At 65.9% G+C, this 20,471-nt stretch carries 16 protein-coding genes; 10 read left to right on the forward strand and 6 right to left on the reverse strand.

Annotated elements, in window-relative coordinates; all coding sequences use genetic code 11:
* Positions 1-65: 65 nt before the first annotated feature.
* Complete coding sequence (locus EEB15_RS28220) at positions 66-374, reverse strand: GNAT family N-acetyltransferase (RefSeq protein ID WP_141513304.1); 309 nt, start codon at positions 372-374, stop codon at positions 66-68.
* 137 nt (positions 375-511) lie between these two features.
* On the opposite strand from EEB15_RS28220, the gene EEB15_RS28225 reads away from it, so the two are divergent.
* Positions 512-2,461: a PAS domain-containing sensor histidine kinase gene (locus tag EEB15_RS28225; protein ID WP_158290263.1), complete on the forward strand. Its 1,950-nt coding sequence runs from the start codon at positions 512-514 to the stop codon at positions 2,459-2,461.
* Between the two features lie 4 nt (positions 2,462-2,465).
* Complete coding sequence (locus tag EEB15_RS28230; protein ID WP_158290264.1) at positions 2,466-3,626, forward strand: M23 family metallopeptidase; 1,161 nt, start codon at positions 2,466-2,468, stop codon at positions 3,624-3,626.
* Positions 3,627-4,076: 450 nt separating this feature from the next.
* On the opposite strand, the gene EEB15_RS28235 is transcribed toward EEB15_RS28230, so the two are convergent.
* On the reverse strand, positions 4,077-5,516 hold the full coding sequence (locus tag EEB15_RS28235) for an NAD-dependent succinate-semialdehyde dehydrogenase (RefSeq protein WP_141513307.1): 1,440 nt from the start codon (positions 5,514-5,516) through the stop codon (positions 4,077-4,079).
* A gap of 177 nt (positions 5,517-5,693) precedes the next feature.
* Between EEB15_RS28235 and EEB15_RS28240 the strand changes: the two genes are divergently transcribed.
* From EEB15_RS28240 to EEB15_RS28275, 8 genes are all read left to right on the forward strand, one after another.
* Positions 5,694-6,356 carry a TetR/AcrR family transcriptional regulator gene (locus EEB15_RS28240; protein ID WP_141513308.1) on the forward strand — a complete coding sequence of 221 codons (663 nt, stop codon included), beginning with the start codon at positions 5,694-5,696 and terminating at the stop codon, positions 6,354-6,356.
* Positions 6,353-7,357 (forward strand): SDR family oxidoreductase, encoded by a 1,005-nt coding sequence (locus tag EEB15_RS28245; protein WP_141513309.1) that lies wholly within the window; start codon positions 6,353-6,355, stop codon positions 7,355-7,357. The genes EEB15_RS28240 and EEB15_RS28245 overlap by 4 nt, the downstream gene beginning before the upstream one ends.
* A gap of 5 nt (positions 7,358-7,362) precedes the next feature.
* Positions 7,363-9,009, forward strand: a complete 1,647-nt coding sequence (locus EEB15_RS28250) for an acyl-CoA carboxylase subunit beta (protein WP_141513310.1) — start codon at positions 7,363-7,365, stop codon at positions 9,007-9,009.
* Positions 9,010-9,021: 12 nt separating this feature from the next.
* Positions 9,022-10,191, forward strand: coding sequence for an acyl-CoA dehydrogenase family protein (locus EEB15_RS28255; RefSeq protein ID WP_141513311.1), 1,170 nt, complete (start codon positions 9,022-9,024; stop codon positions 10,189-10,191).
* Between the two features lie 94 nt (positions 10,192-10,285).
* A complete protein-coding gene (locus tag EEB15_RS28260; protein ID WP_141513312.1) occupies positions 10,286-12,178 on the forward strand; it encodes a biotin carboxylase N-terminal domain-containing protein in 1,893 nt (630 codons plus the stop codon).
* Positions 12,175-13,335 carry an acyl-CoA dehydrogenase family protein gene (locus tag EEB15_RS28265; protein ID WP_141513313.1) on the forward strand — a complete coding sequence of 387 codons (1,161 nt, stop codon included), beginning with the start codon at positions 12,175-12,177 and terminating at the stop codon, positions 13,333-13,335. The genes EEB15_RS28260 and EEB15_RS28265 overlap by 4 nt, the downstream gene beginning before the upstream one ends.
* The gene (locus EEB15_RS28270; protein WP_141513314.1) at positions 13,332-13,811 is read left to right on the forward strand and encodes a thioesterase family protein; all 480 of its coding nucleotides are present in this window, start codon (positions 13,332-13,334) and stop codon (positions 13,809-13,811) included. The genes EEB15_RS28265 and EEB15_RS28270 overlap by 4 nt, the downstream gene beginning before the upstream one ends.
* A gap of 52 nt (positions 13,812-13,863) precedes the next feature.
* Positions 13,864-14,568: a DUF6781 family protein gene (locus EEB15_RS28275; RefSeq protein WP_141513315.1), complete on the forward strand. Its 705-nt coding sequence runs from the start codon at positions 13,864-13,866 to the stop codon at positions 14,566-14,568.
* Positions 14,569-14,593: 25 nt separating this feature from the next.
* Here the strand turns inward: EEB15_RS28275 and EEB15_RS28280 are convergent, their stop codons facing one another.
* The 4 genes from EEB15_RS28280 to EEB15_RS28295 form a co-directional block, all read right to left on the reverse strand.
* Positions 14,594-15,685 carry an AI-2E family transporter gene (locus EEB15_RS28280; RefSeq protein WP_233259648.1) on the reverse strand — a complete coding sequence of 364 codons (1,092 nt, stop codon included), beginning with the start codon at positions 15,683-15,685 and terminating at the stop codon, positions 14,594-14,596.
* Positions 15,686-15,806: 121 nt separating this feature from the next.
* Positions 15,807-16,976, reverse strand: coding sequence for an ABC transporter substrate-binding protein (locus EEB15_RS28285; RefSeq protein ID WP_141513317.1), 1,170 nt, complete (start codon positions 16,974-16,976; stop codon positions 15,807-15,809).
* 143 nt (positions 16,977-17,119) lie between these two features.
* The gene (locus EEB15_RS28290; protein ID WP_141513318.1) at positions 17,120-18,358 is read right to left on the reverse strand and encodes an ABC transporter substrate-binding protein; all 1,239 of its coding nucleotides are present in this window, start codon (positions 18,356-18,358) and stop codon (positions 17,120-17,122) included.
* Between the two features lie 187 nt (positions 18,359-18,545).
* Positions 18,546-20,402, reverse strand: a complete 1,857-nt coding sequence (locus EEB15_RS28295) for a long-chain fatty acid--CoA ligase (RefSeq protein WP_141513319.1) — start codon at positions 20,400-20,402, stop codon at positions 18,546-18,548.
* Positions 20,403-20,471: the final 69 nt, after the last annotated feature.

The raw sequence follows: 20,471 nt of genomic DNA on the forward strand, positions 1-20,471 counted from the left end.
GGTTCGAAAAAAAGCCGGGGAGCGATCCCCGGCTTTTTTTTGTTGGAGGCGTCTGCCGCGAAAGTTCAGAGCTTGTAGGCGCGGCGCGTGTCTTCAGTGAGGAGATCGAGGTAGCCGGGGTGTTTGCCGATGTATCCCGCGATGAACTCGCAGGCGGGCACCACGTTCAGCCCGCGCCGGCGCACGTCGTCCAGCGCGAATTTGGCGAGTTTCGAGCCGAACCCCTTGCCTTCGTGGCCGGGCAGCACCTCGGTGTGGGTGAATTTGACGGCGCCCGGCAGCAGCTCGTATTCCGCTTGGGCGGCTACGGCGCCGCCCGCCTTCAGCTCGAAGCGGTGGGCGTCTGGATTGTCGGCAATGGCAAAGTCGGTCATGGTGGGTATTCTGGAAGGGCCAAGTGGGACTTTACCTTGCCCTCTCGCCGGCCGAGCTGCCGGGTTGGTGCAGTGCCGCATGAATTTACGCCCCGGATGGTTGCGCGGGGGCGGCGGGCTGGGGTCCAATGCTGGCTATGAACGGAGCGAATCCGCAATTCCTGCCGCTGCCGCCTTCGCGCGAGCGCGAGGCATGGCTGATGCACTTCGCCGGAGCGTTCGAAAATGCCGTGATCGGCATGACCCTGGTCAGCACGGACCACCGGCGCCTCACCGTGAATCGCGCATTCTGCGAATTCCTGGGCTATCCCGAGGAAGAATTGCTGGCGCGCGCCGTGTGCGACCTGATTCACCCGGACGACGTCAACGAGGACTGGCGCCAGCTCGCCATGCTGCTGGCGGGCAAGAAGGACAGCTACCGCCGCGAAAAGCGTTACCTCCACCGCGACGGCCAGGTGCTGTGGGGCGACTTCAGCTGTACGCTCGCGCGCGACCACAAGGGCCAGCCACTGTTCTTCATCACGCAGGTGCTGGACATCACCGAGCGCAAGCGCGCCGAGCGGGCGGTGCGTGAGAGCGAGGAGCGTTTTCGCAGCCTCACCGCATTGTCATCCGACTGGTACTGGGAGCAGGACGCCGAGTTCCGTTTCACGCGGTTCCTGAGCAACGACGCCACGCCGCCCTGGCGCGCCAATCACGACGAACTCATTGGCCGCCGGCGCTGGGAGTTGCCGGGTGCGCAACCGATCGAGGGCAGCTGGACGCGGCATCGCGCGCTGCTGGAAGCACACCTGCCGTACCGGGACTTCGAGTACGTCGATACGCAAAGCCGCGGCGGCCCACGGTTCGTGGCCGTGAGCGGCCAACCGGTGTTCGACGCCGAGGGCCGCTATGTGGGGTATCGGGGCACGGCGCGCGACATCAGCGCCGGCAAGCGGGCCGAGCAGCGCCTGCGCGACACGCAGGCCATGCTGCGGCTGGCCGCGGAAGTGGGGCGGCTGGGCGCCTGGGCCTGGGATGTCGGCGCCGCCACACTCGCGTGGTCGGAGGAAGCTTGTGCCATCTTCGAGACGAAGCCGGGCTTCGCGCCCCGGCCCAAGGAAGCGCTGAGTTTCGTCGCCCCCGAATACCGGCGGGCCGTGCGATCCACGGTGAAGGAGTGCCTGCGCGGCGGGAGCCCGTTCGACATCGAGCTGGAAGTCTTCACCGCGCGCGGACGCCGCTTGTGCATCCGCCTGATCTGCGAAGCGGAGTGGGACGCGCGCGGCCGCGTGCACCGCCTGCAGGGGGCGCTGCAGGACGTGTCGGAGAGCAAGGCGGCGCAGGCCGAGATCCTGCGGCTCAATGCGCAACTCGAGGAACGCGTGCAAAAACGCACCGCGCAGCTGGAGGCCGCGAACCGCGAGCTGGAAGCCTTCTCGTATTCGATCGCGCACGACCTGCGCGCGCCCCTGAGCTCGATCGACGGCTTCAGCAACAGTTTGCAGTCGAGCGCGGCCGCCGTGCTGGACGATCGCTCGCATCACTACCTGCGCCGCATACGCGCCGGTGTGCGGCAGATGAGCGAGTTGACCGACGGCCTGCTCTCGCTGGCCAGCTTGTCACGAGCCGACCTGCGCGATGAACCCGTCGACCTGGCGGACGTGGCGCGCGCTTCGCTGGCGAGTTGCCAGGAGCAGTCGCCGCAGCGATCGGTCGATGCGGTTGTCGCGGACCATCTGCCGGCCCGGGGCGACCCGCGCCTGTTGGCGCAAGTGATCGGCAACCTGGTGGGCAATGCGTGGAAGTTCACTTCGCGCCGCCCGCATGCGCGCATCGAGGTGGGCGGCACGCGAGACCCGGAAGGGCAGTGGGTGTACTTCGTGCGCGACGACGGAGCCGGCTTCGACATGGCGTATGCGTCGAAGATGTTCGAGGCGTTTCGCCGCATGCATTCGAACGCGGAGTTCGAGGGCACAGGGATCGGGCTCGCCATCACCCACCGCATCGTCACGCGCCATGGTGGGCGGATCTGGGCCGAGGCCGCGCCCGACCGTGGTGCCACTTTCTACTTCACACTGGGGGCGTGGGCTGCTGCGCAACAATAGCCGCATGGACCCCAGGCAATCCACGAAACGAATCTCTACCCGAACGATCCTGATTGCGGCCGCCTTGCTGCTGGTGGCCGCGGCGTTCACGGGGTACGCAATGGGCTGGTGGCGGCCCGGCGCAAAGGCGGTCGGCCCGGTGCGCATCACGGCACAGCCGGCGGCCATCTGGATTGAAACATCGGATACCGGCCAGTCGCTCAATTTCGACTTCGTGGTCGAAAACCAGGGCAGCGTTCCACTCGGGATCGACAGCATCGATCTCGTGGCGGTGGACGCCGCCGGCAAGCCTGTGCTGCGGCGCTTCATCGACAGCAACGGCTTCGCGCCCAGCATCGAGACCGTGCCCGGGCGGGTCGTCGCACCCGGCGGAAAGATCCTGGTGTTCAACCCCTTCCACAGCTTCCGCCCCGACGCCGAGCTGCACCGACTCACCTACAAGTTCAGCCTGAGCATCCCGCAGGAAGCGCCGGAAACGCAGGCCAGCGTCACGGTCGAGCCGCGGGTCTACACGCCGAAGACGCCGCTCTCGTTGCCGGTGAGGGGCAAGCTGCTCGTTCACGACGGGCACGACTACTACGCGCATCACCGGCGCCTCAACACCGAGCATCCCGCGGCGCGGGAACTGGGCATCACGCGCAACTTCATGCGCTACAGCCTGGACCTCAATCCGACCAACGACGCCTTCGAGCCGTTTCGCGGCAACGGGGCAAAGAACGAAGACTGGTTTGCCTGGAACCAGCCGCTCTTCGCCACCGGCGACGGCACGGTGGCCGATGCCTTCGACGAGGAGCCCGACAACGTCCGTGGCGGCGTCAACCATTTCGATCCGCGGAGCGTGAAATCGAAGCCGATGAAGTTCTACGGCAACTACCTGGTCATCGACCACGGCAACGGCGAGTTCAGCCTGTTCGGGCACCTGCAGAAGGGCAGCCTGGCCGTGAAGGTGGGCGACAGGGTCACACGCGGCCAGCCGGTGGCGCGAATCGGCAGCTCGGGCAGCTCGAACAACCCGCACGTTCACTATGAACTGCGCACCGGCAAGGACCTGAACGCCGAAGGGCTGCCCGCCGTGTTCCGCGATTTCAACCGGCACCTGGGTTCGAAGGTGGTGCTGGTGCCGGCCTCGGCGGTGGACACGGGGGATTTGCTGGAGGCGCGTTGAAGAAATGCTGTCATTGCGGACTTTGATCCGCAATCCATGACTTTCGTAGTTCCCCGCGTCGCGTCAGGCGGTACCCGGCAGGTCCTCACACTGTGCCGGTCGTCGCTATCGCGCCGACTTCGCTGAGATTCTTGGCCCGGGGCCGGCGCCGTACAACTCACAGAGCGCCTGAGGCCGCTCTGTTCGGACAGGTCCGGCGAGTCAGTCAACGAGGCGCGCAAGCGCGCCCGGCCCCGGGCCAAGAATCCCAGCCGCCACAGAGATCGGCCCTGCCGGGTACCGCCTGACGCTCAGGGATGTATTGACGCGTGACCGTCGCGGACCCAAATGCGTGACTCGGCCGCCGGCCGCGCCAACCACAGTCGAACGTAAAGGCATGGATCGCGGATCAAAGTCCGCAAAGACAGCCCCGCGGGGGTCTAGACCACGGGTCGAGCCCACAATGACACGCTACACGTTCATGATCGTCACGGCGCGTGCGTTCAGGTAGGCATCCATCGCCTCCGGGCCGCCTTCGGAGCCGTAGCCCGAATCCTTGATGCCGCCGAAAGGCATTTCGGCGGACGGCATGGCGGGCATGTTGATCCACATCATGCCCACTTCGACGCGGCGCGCGAGCAGGTCGGCGTTCTTCAGCGACTTCGTGAAACCGTAGCCGGCCAGGCCGAAGGGCAGGCGATTGGATTCGGCGATGGCCTCTTCCAGCGTGTTGAATCCGCGGATCGCAGCCATGGGGCCGAACGGCTCGTCGTTGAACACCTTGGCTTCGAGCGGCACGTCCGTCAACACCGTCGGCTGCCAGAAATTGCCTTCGGTGCCGATGCGCTCGCCGCCGTGTGCCACGGTGGCGCCGGCCTTGATGGCGTCTTGCGTGAACTCGGCCATCGCCGTAATGCGGCGCGGGTTGGCGAGCGGGCCCATGGTCGTGCCTTCGGCGGCGCCGTCGCCGACCTTCAGTCCTTGCGTGTACTTGACCAGCGCGGCGGCGAAGTCGTTCTTGATGCTCTCGTGCACCAGAAAGCGCGTGGGCGAGATGCAGACCTGGCCCGCGTTGCGGAACTTCGCGGCGCCGGCGGCCTTGACGGCCAGCGCGACGTCGGCGTCCTCGCACACGATGACGGGGGCGTGGCCACCCAGCTCCATCGTCACACGCTTCATGTGCTTGCCGGCCAGCGCGGCCAGCTGCTTGCCCACCGGCGTGGAGCCGGTGAACGTGATCTTGCGGATGATGGGATGCGGGATCAGGTAGTTGGAGATGTCGGCGGGGTTGCCGTAGACCAGGCCCAGCACGCCGGGCGGCAGACCCGCATCGGCGAAAGCCTTGATCAGCTGTGCCGGCGCTGCGGGAGTTTCCTCCGGCGCCTTGACGATCATCGAGCAGCCGGCGGCCAGGGCTGCGGCCATCTTGCGCACCACCTGGTTGATCGGAAAATTCCATGGCGTGAAGGCGGCGACCGGGCCGACCGGGTCCTTCAATACCATCTGGCGGGCGGCAAGGTTCCAGCGCGAGGGCACGATGCGGCCATACACGCGCAGGCCTTCATCGGCGAACCATTCGATGATGTCGGCGGCGGCCATCGATTCGCCTTTGGCTTCCACCAGCGGCTTGCCCTGCTCCTGCGTCAGCAGCAGGCCGATGTCGCCGGCGCGCTCGCGCATGAAGGCGGCGGCCTTGCGCATGATCTTGCTGCGCTCGGCGGCGGGCATGTCGCGCCACTTCTCGAAACCGGCCTGCGCAGCCGTGAGCGCGCGGTCCAGGTCGGCGATGCCGGCATGGGCCACGCGGCCAATCTCTTTGCCCGTCGCCGGGTTGAAGACGGCCAGCGTCTTGCCGTCGGCGGCGTCCTGCCACTCGCCATTGATGAAGAGTTGGGTGTTGGGGTAGCTCATCTGTGGTCCTGTAGAAACGGGTCGGGGAAACCCGACATTCTCTGGCAATTGGGCTTGGCCTGCTTTTGACCGCTTTGCCATCCCTGAAAAATCCCTCGGGCCGGCGCGCGGACGAGGCAGTATTTTTACCAAGCGGCTGCTTGCTAAAAATAGCGGCGTTTGCTATGGTTGCCTCCCATGGAGATCGCCGAAGCCCTTCCCGCCGCCGAGCACGCGCCCAAGCGCCCGCGTGGCCGGCCACGCAAGACGCTGGAGGACCGGGATGACGGCAACCGGCGCGGCGAGCTGCTGCGGTCGGCCGCCAAGCTGTTTCGGCGCAAGGGCTTCGACGCCACCAGCACCCGCGACATCGCGGCTGCCGTGGGCATGCAGAGCGGGTCGCCGTTCTATCACTTCAAAAGCAAGGGTGCGCTGCTTTACGCCGTGATGGAGGAGGGCATGCGTTCGGCCATTGAACGGCAGGCCTCGTCGCTCAAACGCGCGGAGGCAGCCTCGCCCGATGCGGCGCAGCGCCTGGGAGTGCTGGTGCGCAGCCACTTCGACGTGCTGCTCGGGCCGGGCAGCGACTTCATTCCCGTCATGCTGTACGAAGCGCGCGCGATCACGCCCCGCCAGCGCGCATCGCTCGCCGAACTGCAAAGCGAGTACGAAGCACCCTGGATACCGGTGCTGGACGCGCTGCACGCCGACGGCAGGTTGAAAGCGCCGGTGAAGCTCGCGCGCCTGCTGATCTTCGGCGCGCTCAACTGGTCGGCGCAGTGGTACGACCGCCGCAAGGGCGCGTCGCTGGACGAACTGGCGGACGCGGCGATGAAACTTTTCATTGGGGAGGCGCCATGAGCGCGCATTACCGTTCCATTTTCACGGCCGGGCTGTTCAAGGGCCGGATCGCTGTGGTCACCGGCGGCGGCTCGGGCATCGGCCGCTGCATCGCGCACGAGCTCGCGTCGCTGGGCGCGCATGTCGTGCTCATCGGGCGCAACCTGGACAAGTTGTTCGACGTGGCCGGCGAGATCGTTGCCGACGGCGGCCTCTCGAGTTTCCACGCCTGCGACATCCGCGACGAGGAGGCCGTGAAGAACACGGTGCAGGCCATGATCGCGGTGCACGGGCGCGTCGACATGCTGGTGAACAACGCGGGCGGGCAGTACATCACCCCGCTCGAGGCGATCAGCGCCAAGGGCTGGGAGGCCGTGCTGAACACCAACCTCACCGGCGGCTTTTTGATGGCGCGGGAATGCTACCTGCAGTCGATGCAGCAGCACGGCGGCTCGGTCGTGAACATCGTGGCCGACATGTGGGGCTCGATGCCGAACATGGGCCACAGCGGCGCGGCCCGCGCGGGCATGGTGAGCTTCACGGAGACGGCGGCGGCCGAATGGGCGCACAGCGGTGTGCGGGTCAATGCAGTCGCGCCGGGCTACATCGCGTCCAGCGGCATGGACCACTACCCGCCTGAAGCCGGCCCCATGCTGCGCGAAATGCGCAAGACCGTGCCGCTGGGGCGCTTCGGCACCGAGGCGGAGACATCGGCGGCGGTGGTGTTCCTGCTCAGCCCGGCGGCGAACTTCATCAGTGGCGAAGTGTTGCGCGTCGATGGCGCGCGGCCGCAGGTGCGCATGGGATGGCCGATGAAGATGCCCGACGAGGCCGCGCAGGGGCGGGACGCGGTGAAGGCGTTCGATGGGTTTCATCGGGCCCAAACACCGAAGGTGTTTTCCGAGCCTTTGCCGAAAGTGTTTCAGCAGAACCCTCACCCTAACCCTCTCCCAGAGGGAGAGGGGACAAAGCCCTCGGGTGAGGCTGTTACTCCCTCTCCCTCTGGGAGAGGGCAGGGGTGAGGGCAATGCCGGCTTACCAATCCAGCTGGAACACGCAGAGCCCACTCGCGCAGCAGCGCCGCGAGGCCATGCTCGCGCGCATCGCGCAGATGCGGGCGCTGGAAGGCCGCGCCGCCGCGGCATCGGCGAAGTCCAAACCCGTGTTCGACAAGCGCGGGCAATTGCTCCCGCGTGAGCGCGTGGCGTTGCTGCTCGATGCGGGCACGCCCTACCTGCCGCTGTGCTCGCTCGCCGGCTACATGCAGGACACCAAGGACGCAGAGCAGTCGGTGCCGGGCGGCGGCATCGTCGCGGGCATCGGCTTTGTCAGTGGCGTGCGCTGCATGGTGGTGGCGAGCGACTCGGGCATCGATGCCGGCGCGATCCAGCCCATGGGCCTGGACAAGATCCTGCGCGTGCAGGAACTGGCGCTGCAGAACAAGCTGCCTTTCATTCACCTCGTGGAGAGCGCAGGCGCCAACCTGATGCGCTACCGCGTCGAGGGTTTCGTGCATGGGGGCTCGCTGTTTCGCAACCTGGCGCGGCTGTCGGCGGCGGGCATTCCGGTCATCACCGTGCAGCATGGCTCAGGCACCGCGGGCGGCGCATACATGCCGGGGCTGTCAGACGTCGTGGTGATGGTGCGCAAGCGCTCGCGCGCGTTTCTCGCGGGGCCTCCGTTGCTCATGGCTGCGACGGGTGAGGTCGCGACCGAGGAAGAATTGGGCGGCGCGGAAATGCACACGGCGGTGTCGGGATTGGGTGAGTACCTGGCCGAGGACGACCGGCAGGCGTTGGGGATTGCGCGGGAGATTTTGGCGGCGTCGTTCCCGCGGAGGCGGGAACCCAAGGCGTCCATGAATTCGGAAGCCTTGGATCCCCGCCTCCGCGGGGATGACGCATTGCGCAGGGATGACGCGATGCTCACCCTCGTCCCCACCAACCTGCGCGAACCGGTCGACATGCGCGAGATCATCGCGCGCATCGTCGACGGCGCGGACATGCTGGAATTCAAGCCGCTGTACGGCGCGGCGACGGTGTGCGCGCAGGCGCGCATCGAGGGCCATGCCGTCGGCATCATCACCAACAACGGCCCGATCGACGTGGCCGGCGCCAACAAGGCAACCCACTTCATCCAGCTCATGTGCCAGCTGGGCCACCCGCTCATCTACCTGCAGAACACCACCGGCTACATGGTGGGCAAGGAGAGCGAGCAGGGCGGGATGATCAAGCATGGCAGCAAGATGATCCAGGCCGTGACGAACGCCACCGTGCCGCAGATCACCATCCAGTGCGGCGCGTCATTCGGTGCGGGCAACTACGGCATGTGCGGGCGCGGCTATGCGCCGCGCTTTCTCTTCAGCTGGCCGAGCGCGAAGACGGCGGTGATGGGTGGCGAGCAGGCGGCTCGCACCATGCAGATCGTCACCGAGGCCGGGCTGGCTCGCAAAGGCCTCACGACCGACCCTGCGCAATCGAAGGCGCAGTTCGACAAGATCGTAGCGATGTTCGAGGCGCAGGCCGACGCGTTCTACACGTCCGGCCTGCTGCTCGACGATGGCGTGATCGACCCGCGCGACACGCGCCCGGTGCTGGCGTTCTGCCTGGACACGTGCGCGGAGGCGGAGCAGAAGCAGTTGCGGCCCATGCAGTTTGGCGTCGCGCGAATGTAGTTGGAGACAAGAATGCAATACACCCACGAACACCTCGAGATCCAGAAAACCCTCAAGCGCTTCATCGACGAAGAGGTGAACCCGCATGTCGACGAGTGGGAAGCCGCGGAGATCTTCCCCGCGCACCAGGTCTTCAAGCGGCTGGGCGAGTTGGGGCTGCTCGGCCTCACCAAGCCCGAGGAATACGGCGGTGCAGGCCTGGACTATTCCTACGCCATGGCGATGGCCGAAGCGCTCGGCCACACGCACTGCGGCGGCGTGCCGATGGCCATCGGCGTGCAGACGGACATGGCGACGCCGGCGCTGGCGCGCTTCGGCAGCGACGAGTTGCGCAAGCAGTTCCTCGCACCCGCCATCGCGGGCGAGATGGTCGCCTGCATCGGTGTCAGCGAACCCGGTGCGGGCAGCGACGTCGCGGGCATCAAGAGCCGCGCCGTGAAAGACGGTGACGACTATGTCATCACCGGCCAGAAGATGTGGATCACCAACAGCCTGCAGGCCGACTGGATGTGCATGCTGGTCAATACCGGGGAGGGGCCGGCCCACAAGAACAAGTCGCTCGTCATCGTGCCGATGCGCGACGGTCCAAACGGCAAATTGACGAAGGGCATATCGGTCGCGCAGAAGATCAGGAAGATCGGCATGAATTCGTCCGACACCGGCCTCATCTACTTCGACGAAGTGCGCGTGCCGCAGCGTTACCGCATCGGCGGCGAGGGCCAGGGCTTCATCTACCAGATGCAGCAGTTCCAGGAAGAGCGACTGTGGGCCGCGGCGAGCTGCCTGCAATCGCTCTCCAACTGCATCGGCTGGACCATCGAATGGGCGCAGGAACGCAAACTGTTCGGTGCTTCGCTCGCCGACCAGCAGTGGGTGCAGTTCAAGTTGGCGGAGTACAAGACCGAGGTGGAGTCGTTGCGCGCGCTGACGTACCGCGCGTGCGAGATGTATGTGGGCGGGCAAGACGTGCTGGAGCTGGCGTCGATGGCGAAGCTGAAGGCCGGGCGCCTCAATCGCATCATTCCCGACGGCTGCCTGCAGTTCTGGGGCGGCATGGGCTACACGTGGGAGAACAAGGTCTCGCGCATGTTCCGCGACGGCCGCCTGGGTTCGATCGGCGGCGGCGCGGACGAAGTGATGCTGGGCATCCTCGCCAAGATCATGGGTGTCGCCAAAAGATGACTCCCCCCCGAAGCGTCCTACGGCCGCCTCCCCCTCAAGGGGGCAACGCCAGCGGCCCGGCAAAGCCGGTTCCGCGGCGTTCGCTGGAGAAGTCATGAAGCGATTGTTGATCGCGAACCGCGGCGAGATCGCCCGCCGCGTGATCCGCACCGCGCATCGCATGGGCATGGCGACCGTGGCGGTGTATTCGGACGCCGACGCGAACGCATTGCATGTGCGCGAAGCCACCAGTGTGTATGCGCTGGGGGGCACGGCATCCGCCGACACCTATTTGCGCATCGACAAACTCATCGCGGCGGCGAAGGCGACCGGCGCCGACGCCGTGCACCCCGGCTACGGATTCCTCAGCGAGAACGCCGACTTTGCGCAGGCGGTGATCGATGCCGGGTTGGTGTGGGTGGGCCCGCCGCCGCAAGCGATTCGCGCGCTGGGCAGCAAGTCTTCGGCAAAGCAATTGGCGCAAGCGCGAGGCGTGCCCTGCCTGCCCGGCTACCAGGGCGAGGATCAAAGCGACGAGCGCTTCGCAGCCGAGGCCGAGCACATCGGCTTCCCGGTGATGGTGAAGGCCGCCGCTGGCGGTGGCGGCCGCGGGATGCGGCTGGTGACGCAGGCATCGCAGCTTGCAGCGGCGGTGCAAAGCGCGCGGTCGGAAGCGCAGTCGGCTTTCGGCTCCGGCGAACTGCTGCTCGAGCGCGCGTTGCTGGCGCCACGACACGTGGAAGTGCAGGTATTTGCCGACAGTCACGGCAACTGCATCCACCTGGGCGAGCGCGATTGCTCCGTGCAGCGCCGGCACCAGAAGATCATCGAGGAAACGCCGAGCCCGGCGGTGGATTCGGTACTGCGCGAGCGCATGGGACGTTGCGCGGTGGAGCTCGCGCAGGCGGCGGGGTATGTGGGCGCGGGGACGGTGGAGTTTCTGGTCGAGGGCGGGCAGTTCTACCTGATGGAGATGAACACGCGCCTGCAGGTCGAGCACCCGGTGACCGAGGCGGTGACGGGGCTGGACTTGGTCGAATGGCAATTGCGCGTGGCGCAGGGCGAACCGCTGCCACTGGCACAGGAGCAAGTGCGGTTCAGTGGTCATGCGGTCGAAGTGCGGCTGTGCGCGGAGGATGAGCATTTCACGCCGCACTCGGGCCGAGTCCTGCATTTCCTCCCTCCGGGGGAGGGCGAGGGCAACGCGATCCGCTTCGACCACGCTCTCTTCGAAGGCCTCGAAGTCCCCCCTTACTACGACTCCATGCTCGGCAAGCTCGTCGCGCACGCATCGACGCGCGCCGAAGCCATCGCGCAACTCGCAGGCGCCCTCGACCGCCTGCAGGTCCTGGGCCTGCCGACCAACCGGCGCTTCCTGGCGGCGTGCCTGCGCCACCGCACTTTCCAGGCGGGCGAGGCGCTGATTCCTTTTCTTGCCGAGCACGGCGACGCGCTGCGCGCGCAAATCGCGGACTGCGAGAAAGATGTGGCGGTTGATAGCGCACTGGCCGCGCTGTTTCCATCCACCGGCGGCGTGCTGCTGCCGTGCCCGTTTCCCCGGCCGGTGCGCCTGCGCCACCGGGGCGGCCTTCTGGAACTGCAGGTGCGGCACCTGGGCCACTCGCTCGAAGTGGGGCAGGGCGGCGGAACGCGGCTCATCTCGCCGCCGCGCGCCGCGTGCGTGCGGCTGCCCAACGGGGCATGGCACGTCCAGTCGGGCGCGGTTGACCTCGTCATCGAAGACGCGTCGTTCGAGCCGGCTGCGGGCGGCGGTGGCGCGTCTGCGGCCAATGAGCTGCGCGCGCCCTTCAACGGCAAGGTGATTGCCATCAAGGCTCAACCCGGTGCAACCGTGGTTCGCGGCGACACGCTGCTGGTGCTGGAATCGATGAAGCTGGAACACGCGTTGGGCGCGTCGCGCGACGGTGTGATCAAGTCCGTGCATGTGGAAGCGGGCCAGCAAGCCGCGACATCGCAGGTGCTGGTGACCTTCGAGGCGCTGCAATGAACGCCGAATTGCAGGAGGACGTGGCTGCGCTCGCCCATACCGTCAAGCGCTTCACGCTGGAGCGCATCGCGCAGCAGGTCGCGGCGTGGGACGAAGCGGGCGAGTTCCCGCGCTCGCTGTACGAAGAAGTGGCGCAGCTCGGCTTGCTGGGCCTGGGCTATCCCGAAGCACTGGGTGGCACACCGGCGCCGTTCGCGCTGCGCAATGCGGTATCGACCACGATGGCGCGCTACGGCGGCAGCGGCGGTGTGATGGCCGGCCTGTTCTCGCTCAACATTGGCTTGCCGCCCGTGCTGCGCCATGGTTCCGCCGACGTGCAGCAGGAAGTGATTCCGCCGGTGCTGCGCGGCGAGAAGATCGCCGCGCTGGCCATCACCGAGCCCGGCGGCGGCTCCGACGTTGCCAGCCTGCGCACGACCGCGCGGCGTGACGGCGGCGACTGGGTGATCGATGGCGAGAAGGTCTTCATCACGTCAGGCATTCGCGCCGACTGGATCACGATGGCGGTGCGCACGGGAGAGCCAGGAGCCAGAGGAGCAGGCGGCATCTCGATGATCCTGGTCCCCGGGGACGTCGCCGGCCTCTCACGCACCGCACTCGACAAGATGGGCTGGTGGTGTTCCGACACGGCGCACCTGCGCATGGACCAAGTGCGTGTTCCCGCGCGCTACCTGCTCGGCGAAGAGGGCAGCGGCTTCAAGATCATCATGAGCAACTTCAACGGCGAGCGGCTGGGCATGTCGGCGATGGCGCTGGGATTCGCGCAGGCCTGCTACGACGAGGCGCTGGACTGGGCGCGCCAGCGCAAGACCTTCGGCAGCGCGCTGGTGGAAAAGCAGGTGATCCGCCACAAACTGGTCGACATGCAGATGCGCATCGCTTCCACCGAGGCATGGCTCGATGCCGTGACGGCGCTGGCCGACGAAGGGAAATTGGAATCTGACCCCCATTGTGTAGCGCAGGTCTGCATGCTGAAAAACCACGCCACGCAGGCAATGCAGTTCTGCGCCGACCAGGCCGTGCAGATCCTGGGCGGCATGGGCTTCATGCGCGGGACGAAGAGCGAGCGGATCTACCGCGAGGTGAAGGTCATGATGATCGGCGGCGGCGCCGAAGAGATCATGAAGGACCTGGCCGCGAGACAATTGGGACTATGAAAAATCCACCAGCGGCTGTCGAGTTCGAGCCCGAGTTCATCGCGGGCCTGAAGCAGATGTTCGAAGAGAAGATCGTCTTCAACCGCGTGCTGGGGCTGAAGATCACCAGCCTCAAGCCCGAGCGCGTGGTGGGGCGTATCGACATGAAGCCGGACCTCATTGGTCACTTCGCGCACAACCGCATCCATGGCGGCGTGATCAGCGCGGGGCTCGACGCGATGGGCGGCCTGGCGGTGATGGCCGCCATCGGCGCGCGCCACATGGATGAGCCGCCGTTGCAGCGCCTGCACCGCTTTGCCAAGTTGGGGACGATCGACCTGCGGGTGGATTATTTGCGGCCGGGGATCAGCGACCACTTCGAGCTGCACGCGCAGGTGCTGCGCCTCGGCTCTCGCGTGGCGTCGACCCGCATGGAGTTCTACGGCGCCGACGGCAGCTTGATGTCGAGCGGGGCGGCGGCGTACATCATCTCCTGAACCCCCGGAGGGCGGGCTATAGTGTGCGGACCCTTCACCTTCAGGAGCTCACATGCCCAAATTCGGTTTTGACCAGGACGCGTTGATCGAACAATTCTCCCAGGCGTCCTCCCGACAGGGTGAAAGTTTGCGCAAGGCGGTGCAGGAGGCGACGCTCAAGGCGCTTCAAGGCCGCGAGCTCACCTTGAAGAACATCAAGGACGTGGTCAAGCAGGTCAGCGGGGCCGCGGCCCAGGGCGCGGGCCAGAACCCGATGGGCGCCGCGCAGATGGAGCCGCTGCTGGCCAAGGCCATCGCCGGCATGGACGCGGCGCTGCTGCAGGCCGTGGAAGCCAATCGCCGCGCGCTCACGCAATTGATGGAATACGGTGCGGGCCTGCGCGAGACGCAAGTCAAGAAGGCGCTGGGCGACATCGAGAAGATGGAAGACACCTTTTTCGACACGGTGCGCAAGGCCGTGGCGGGTGCCGGTGCCAACCCCCTGCAGGACGCGTGGAGCCAGGCACTGGACAAGCTGCAGGTCAAGGGCAGCGGCATGGGCGCGCATGCCACACAGACCATCGAGCAGCTCACCGACCAGGCCCAGACCGCGCTGCGCGAAGGCCGCGCCACCGGCCTGAAGGCCGCGCAGACGCTGCTGGACAGCTACGCCGCCTTGGCCAGCGGTGTGCTGATCGGCATGGCGCAGGGCATGCAGGGCAGCGATGCGGGCGGCGATTCGGCTGAAGCCGAAGCCAAACCCAAGCGGCGCAAGTAGGCAGTCATTGCTCCGGCATGACAAGCTAGCGTTTCTTCGTGACCGCCTGCTCCTGCCGGACTTCAACAAAGATCGCCCACGTTGCGATGAAAATCGCGGCGATCACCGGCCCGATCACGAAGCCGTTCAGACCGAATGCGGCCAGGCCGCCCAGCGTGGCGATGAGCACCAGGTAGTCGGGCATGCGCGTTTCCTTGCCCACCAGGATGGGCCGCAGGACGTTGTCCACCAGGCCGATCACCAGCACGCCCCAGACGGCCAGGCCGATTCCTGACCCCAGCGCACCGGTGGACAGCAGGTAAATGGCCACCGGGCCCCACACCATGGCCGCGCCCACGGCGGGCAGCAGCGACAGCAGCGCCATCAGCGCGCCCCACAGGAGCGGGCCGCTGATGTCCAGGAACCAGAAGGCCAGGCCGCCCAGCGTGCCTTGCACCAGGGCCACCACGACGTTGCCTTTGACCGTGGCGCGCACCACGGTGGCGAATTGCTGCAGCAGGCGCCGGGTGTGCTTGGGCTCCAGCGGCAGGGCGCGCGCGGCCTGGGCGGAAAGCTCCTTGCCGTCGCGCAGCAGGAAGAACAGCAGGTAGAGCATCACGAACAGGTTGACCACGAACTCCAGCGTGTTCTGGCCGATGCTGAAGGCGCGCGAGGTGATCGCCTGGCTGCTCTTGCCCAGCGCGTCGACCAGCCTGCGCTGGACTTCGGCCAGGTCCGCCAGGCCGAAGCGTTCCAGCGCGGTGCGCACCCACGACGGCAACGCGTCGATGCCCCGCTGAAAATACTGGCCAAGCTGGATGTCGCCGGTCTTGAATCGCTCGTAGAAAGCGCCGGCCTCCTGGGTCACGGATGCGACCAGCAGCGCCATCGGAAGCAGCACGCTGACGACGATCACCATCAGCGTGCCGAAGGCGGCCCAGCCCCGGCGGCCGCGCAACGCCCGCGCCGAGCGCTCCTGCAGCGGCGAAAAGACGATGGCCATGAACACCGCCCATGACACGGCGCCGGAAAGCGGCCACAGCACCACGGCGAAGAGCACCGAGACGATCAGCAGCAGCCACAGGAGGGCCTTGCTTTGCAGCAGAGGGGTGTTGAGCGGGTCGGGTGAGGATGACAAATGATCTCGCTTCGCGTGGATGACAAATGACAGATGGAGAGTATCACCGTCGATGCGGCAGAAAAAAGCCGCCCGGAGGCGGCTCTTCATTCATCTGTCATTCGTCATCTGTCATTGCCTCTCAGGGCTTGACGTAGTCCGACACGACTTTCCACTTGCCGTCGGTGATCTGCGACAGGCGCGAGAACTCGTTGCCCAGGCGCTTCTTGGGGCCGAACTTCGCTTCCGGGCTACCGAAGATGTCGGCCGGGAAGGACATGTTGTCCATGGTCTTGATGAAGTTGTCGGTGGTGAGATTGGGGCCTGCCTTCAGGGCAGCGGCCGCGAACGAGTCAACCAGCTGGTAGCCGTAGACAGAGAACACCGTCGGGTCTTCATTGAACTTGGTCTTGTACTTGTTGGCCCAGAAGCGGATCTTGTCCGAGGCCTCGTCCAGGTACGGGTGCTGCGCGGTGTGCGTGGCGTACAGGCCATCCATCGCCTTGCCGCCCAGTTTGTGGATCAGGTCGGTGTAGGCGGCGCTGGAGCCGATGAAGGTGGGCGAAAAGCCCGTCTTGCGTGACTCGCCGATGGCGCCGATGGTCTCGCGGATGATGGTGCCCAGCACCACCAGGTCGCAGCCCGCGGCCTTCATCTTGGCGACCTGCGACGAGAAGTCGGTCGCGCCACGCTTGTAGCTGGTCTTCTCGATGAGCTCCATGTTGATCGCTTTCAAGCCCGCTTCGGCGCCGCGCATCACTTCCAGGCCGAACTCGTCGTCCTGGTACAGGGTGCAGACCTTCTTGGCGCCCTTGTCCTTGACCATCTTGGGCAACGCTGTGCGCATCTGGTCGTAGTAGGTGGCGGCGAAGGAGTACTTGAGGCGATGGAACGGCTCGTACATCTCACGCGCCGCGGTGACGGGGAACCAGTTGATCACGTTCTTTTCGAACTGCACGGGCATGGCGGCCATGTTTTGCGCCGTGCCGATGTGGCCGACCATCGCGAAGATCTTGTCCTGGTTGACCAGCTTCTGCGCGGCCAGCACGGCCTTCTTCGGGTCGTAGGCCGAGTCTTCGACGATCAGCTTGACCTTGCGGCCGTTGATGCCGCCCTGTTCGTTGAGCTCGTCCACACGCAGCATCATGCCCAGGCGCACCTGCTTGCCGAAACCGGCGATGGGGCCCGACAGGTCCTGGATGGAGCCCAGGGTGATTTCGGTCTTGCTCACGCCCTGGTTGGCGTTCTGGGCAGAGGCCGCGGCGGCGGACAGGGCCAGCACGGCGAGTGCGGCGGCGGTTTTGATCTTCATTCTTTGTCTCCTGGCTACGTGAGGGATAACTCAACGCATTCTTCATCGCCAGCCCAGGGTGTCAAGCTGGCGTATTCACCTAAGAAGCAACCCGCAATGAAAAAGGCCGCCTGGAGGGGCGGCCTTGGGTTTGGCGCGGTGAATCACTGGTCCTTGAAGAACTCGGACTCCACCTTCCACTTGCCGTCCTTCTGCTGCACCGGCTTCAGGCCGGCGAAGGCGACGTAGTCGGAAGTGACCTTCCAGCGGCCGTCCTGGATCTGCGACAGGCGCGAGTACTGGTTGCCCAGGTGCTTGGTGGCGCTGAAGCTCAGCTCGGCCGTGCCGAACATGTCGCGCGGGAAGGTCATGGTCTCCATGGTCTTCACGAAGCTGTCGGTCGAGAGCTGCGGGCCGACCTTGAAGGCGACCTTCAGGAAGGCGTCCATCGCGCCCCAGCCGTACACCGAGAACACCGTCGGGTCCTCATTGGTGCGGGTCTTGTACTTGTTGGCCCAGAAGCGCACCGGCTGCTCCGCCGCGTCGAGGTAGGGGTGGGCGGACGTCATGGTGGCGAACAGGCCGTCGGCCATCTTGCCGCCCAGCTTGGGGATGAGGTCGGTGTAGACGGCGCTGGAGCCCACGAACAGCGGGTTGAAGCCGGTCTTGCGGGCTTCAGCCATCGTGCCCACGGTCTCGCGGATGATGGTGCCCAGCACCACCAGGTCGCAGCCCGCGGACTTCATCTTCGCGACCTGCGACGAGAAGTCGGTGGCGCCGCGCTTGTAGCTGGTCTTCTCGGACAGTTCCTTGCCGATCGACTTCAGGCCCGCCTCGGCGCCCTTCAGCACTTCCTGGCCGAAGTCGTCGTCCTGGTAAATGATGCAGGGCTTGGTGAGGTTGCGGTCCTTCACCAGGCGGGGCGCGGCGATGCGCATCTGGTCGTAGTAGGTGGCGGCGTTGGCCCACTTGAGCTTGTGGATGGGCTCGTACATCTCGCGCGCGGCGGTGATCGGCAGGAAGTTGATGACGTTCTTCTCGAACTGCACCGGCATCGAGGCGATGTTCTGCGCCGTGCCCAGGTGGCCCACCATGGCGAAGATGCCCGGGTCCTGGCTGACCATCTTCTGCGTGGCCAGTACCGACTTCTTCGGGTCGTAGCCGTCGTCCTCGATCAGGAGCTTGATCTTGCGGCCGTGCACGCCGCCCATTTCGTTGGCCTCGTCCACACGCATCTGCATGCCCATGCGGATCTGCTTGCCGTAGGACGCGAGCGGGCCGGACAGGTCCTGGATCGTGCCCAGCACGATCTCGTTCTTGCTCACGCCGGGCGCGGCGGACTGGGCCTGGGCCGCGCCGGCGGCGAGGGCCAGCGTGGCCAGGAAAGCGAGTTTCAGTTTCATCGTGTCTCCGGATTGAAGCGTTGGGGGTCGGGCGCTACGGATTGTTTCCGCTGCCGTCCCCGTTCGCCTTTCACCTAGGCGACTGCACTAGGGTAATGACGGAGGTGAAAGAGTCACGCGCGTGACTTGTGAAGTTGTCAGCCGAGCCGACATGGATTGCGGATCGGAGTCCGCAATGACAATCCCGCTACCGGTACATCGCCTCGATCTGCGGCGCGTACTTGGTCTGCACCAGCTTGCGCTTGAGTTTCATCGTCGGCGTGAGCTCTTCGTCTTCGGCGGACAGCTGCGTGTCGAGCAGGAAGAACTTCTTGATCTGCTCGACCCGCGCGAACTTGGCGTTGACGCGGTCGATCTCGGCCTGGATCAAAGCCTGGATCTCCGGTGCTTTGGTGAGGCTGGCGTAGTTGGAGAAGGGCACGTCGGCGTCCTGCGCGTACTTCTCGACGTTCTCCTGGTCGATCATGATGATCACCGTGAGGTAGGCCTTGCGGTCGCCGATGACCACCGCGTCGGTGATGTACGGCGAGAATTTCAGGTCGTTCTCCAGCTCGCTGGGCGTGACGTTCTTGCCGCCGGCCGTGATGATGATGTCCTTCATCCGGTCGACGATCTTGAAGAAGCCGTCCGCGTCGACAGTGCCGACGTCGCCCGTGTGCAGCCAGCCGTCCTTGTCGATGGTCTCCGCGGTCTTCTCCGGCTGATTCAAGTAGCCCATGAACACGTTGGTGCCGCGCACCAGGATCTCGCCGGTGGCCGCATCGAGCTTGACTTCGTTGTACGCGGCGGCAGGGCCGATCGAACCGGGCTTGATCTTGTCGGCGGGGACCCCCGTGGACGCGCCGCACGATTCGGTCATGCCCCACACCTCCAGCATCGGCACGCCCAGCGCCAGGTACCACTTGACCAGGTCGGCCGAGATCGGCGCGGCGCCGGTGACCAGGAAGCGCGAACGGTGGATGCCGATCATCTTGCGCACGTTGTCGAGTGCGATGGCGCGGGCCAGCTTGAACTTGAACTTGAGCATGCCGTCGACCGGCTGGCCGGCCAGCACCTTGTCGGCGATCTGCGTGCCCACGCCGATGCTCCAGGCGTAGGCGGCCTGCTGCAGGCGGCTGGCTTCCTTCAAACCGATCATCACGCCGGAATAGAACTTCTCCCACACCCGCGGCACGGCGGTGAAGACGGTGGGCGCTATCTCGCGCACGTTCTCGGGAATCGTGTCCGGGTTCTCGACGAAGTTCAGCTTCGCGCCCGTGTACAGCGCGAAGTACTCGCCGCCGACTCGCTCGGCGATGTGGCACAACGGCAGGAAGCACATGCGCTCGTCACTCTCGTCCTGCGAGATCAGCGTGTTGTAGCCGCGCGTCGTATAGACCAGGCCCTTGTGCGAATGCATCGCGCCCTTGGGCTTGCCGGTGGTGCCGGAGGTGTAGACGAGGATGGCGAGATCCTGCGGTTTGACGGCCCGCGCGCGCTTCATCAGTTCATCTGGGTGCCGTGCGAGGTACTCGCGGCCCAGCACGCGCAGCGCATCCAGGCTGATCACGCCCGCGTCGTCGAGCTCACGCAGGCCCTCCATGTCCATCACCACGATTTTCTTGAGGCCGGGGAGCCGCGCCCGCACTTCCAATGCCTTGTCCAGCTGCTCGTCGTCTTCGACGAACAGGATGCTGGTGCCCGAGTCTTCGCACAGGTAGTGCACCTGCGAAGCCGCATCGGTCGGGTAGATGCCGTTGGAGACGCCGCCGCAGGAGAGGATGGCGAGGTCGGCCAGCACCCATTCGATGACGGTGTTGGACAGGATCGACGCGGTGTGGCCCGGGGCGAAGCCCAGGCTCATGAGGCCGCCGGAAATTTCGCGCACGGCGGCGGCGGTTTCATTCCACGTCCAGCTGCGCCAGATGCCCAGATGCTTCTGGCGCATCCAGACGTTGGGGCCGCGCTTGTCCACGGCGTTCCAGAAGACGGCGGGAATCGTCTCGCCTTCGAGGACGACGGCGTTGTTGGGTTCGATACGGGACAGGTCCCAGAGGTTGCTCATATCACTCCTTCACTCTGAAAAGTCGCTTCGCGAATTTTCAGAGTGGTTCAACTGGTGTGAAAAGGCCCG

The organism is Ramlibacter sp. WS9 (assembly GCF_003797765.1).
Lineage (GTDB): Bacteria > Pseudomonadota > Gammaproteobacteria > Burkholderiales > Burkholderiaceae_C > Ramlibacter.